This is a genomic window from Longimicrobiaceae bacterium (genome assembly GCA_035696245.1).
GTDB lineage: Bacteria > Gemmatimonadota > Gemmatimonadetes > Longimicrobiales > Longimicrobiaceae > DASRQW01.
This window is the reverse complement of record DASRQW010000467.1, coordinates 1-1577: the sequence shown is the minus strand read 5'-3', so window position 1 is coordinate 1577 and position 1577 is coordinate 1. Positions and strand designations below refer to the sequence as shown.

Annotated in this window: 2 protein-coding genes; both read left to right on the top strand. The window is 73.7% G+C overall.

Annotated features, from left to right (window positions below; genetic code table 11):
• On the top strand, positions 1 to 641 hold a 641-nt coding region (locus VFE05_21060; GenBank protein ID HET6232579.1), incomplete at its 5' end, for an ATP-binding protein.
• 309 nt (positions 642 to 950) lie between these two features.
• The coding region (locus VFE05_21055; GenBank protein HET6232578.1) for a biliverdin-producing heme oxygenase at positions 951 to 1577 on the top strand (627 nt) is incomplete at its 3' end.

The window sequence follows — 1577 nt, the reverse complement described above, 5'->3', positions numbered from 1 at the left end:
GCGGCACCGGGCTGGGCCTGGCCATCAGCCGGCAGCTGGCGCGGCTCATGGGCGGCGACATCACCGTGCGTAGCTCGCTGGGAAAGGGGTCGGCGTTCACGCTGTGGCTGCCCGCGGCCGAGCCGCCCGCCGCCGCGGCCGACGTGCAGCCGGCGGAAGGCTCGCGGCTGGCGGTGATCGGCACGCTGCTGCAGACCGGCGGCGTCGCGGCGGTGGTGCGCACCTACGCCGACCGGCTCCGCGCGGACCCCGGCACGCCCATGGCCCGCGGCCTGGGCCAGGCCGAGCTGGAAGACCACATGGTCACCATACTCAGCGACATCGCGCAGGAGCTGGTGATCCGCGAGGAGTCGCACGACCCGCGCGACCTGATGCGCGACGGCGGCGCCATCCAGCGCACCATCGCCGATCTGCACGGGGCGGCGCGGCGGCGGCTGGGCTGGACCGAGCGGGCGCTGGAGCGCGAGTACGACATCCTGCGCGCCGAGGTGGAGAGTGCCGTCCGCCGCGCCGCCGCCGTCGCCCCCGGCTTGGTCGTCTCCGACGCCGTGGAGCTGCTCCGCGCGTCGCTGCTCGAAGCCGAGCGCATCAGCCTGGAACGCTTCCGCAATCCCTCCGCACCGGAGCGGAAGAAACCGTAGTCCGCCGCACATCCGCCGAATCGCCTGGGGCGGCACGTATCGGCGCGGGGTTGAAGGATGCGAGGCCGTGCATCTCCCGAAGCCCACCAGGCCAGAGCGGGAGATCCGCATCTACGATCCCCTCGCGGTGGAGCACACGTCCGCGGAGGCAGGGCGGCGGATGAGAATCTGCGCATCTTCCCAACGCCAGTCGACTGATGCGCGGCATCTTCCATCGGCGGGCAGCGGGCGTGAGATGCCGGCGAGATCGTGTGGATGCGCGGCTCGGATCCGTACTCGGCGTAGGCCGCTGCGCGTTGCTCGGCGCGCGTGGCGCGGGAGTGGCAGAAGGGCTCGATCCCGACCGAACGGCCGCCCCGCGACGGGTGTGGTCCTTGCGTACCGCCCTCCGATTTCTCCGGCGTGACGATCCTTGCCGCACTGAAAGAGCAGACCCGGGAGCACCACGAGCGCGTGGAAGCCCACGCCGGCGTGATGGACCCCGGCCTCACACTCCCCGGCTACCGCGCGCTGCTGGCCCGCTTCCGCGGCTTCTACCTGCCCGTGGAGGAGCGCCTGTGCGCGATGGACGCGTGGGGCGCGCTGGCCCTGGACGCCGAAGTGCGCCGCAAGCTGCCGCTGCTGGACGCGGACCTTGCCGCGCTAGGGCTCTCGCAGGTGCAGATCGCCGCTCTGCCGGCATGTCCCCGCCCGCCCGCGCTGGACGACGTGCCCCGCGCGCTGGGGGGGCTGTACGTGCTGGAGGGCGCCACGCTCGGTGGGGCGATCATCTCGCGCAGCCTGGTCGCGCGGCTGGGCGTGGGGCGCGCGGGCGGCGGCGCGTTCTTCGGCAGCTACGGCGAGCGCCTGGGCGCCATGTGGAAGCAGTTCGGGACCGCGCTGGAGGCGTGGGCCGAGCGCCACTCCCGCAGCGAAGCGCACGTGACCGGCGGCGCC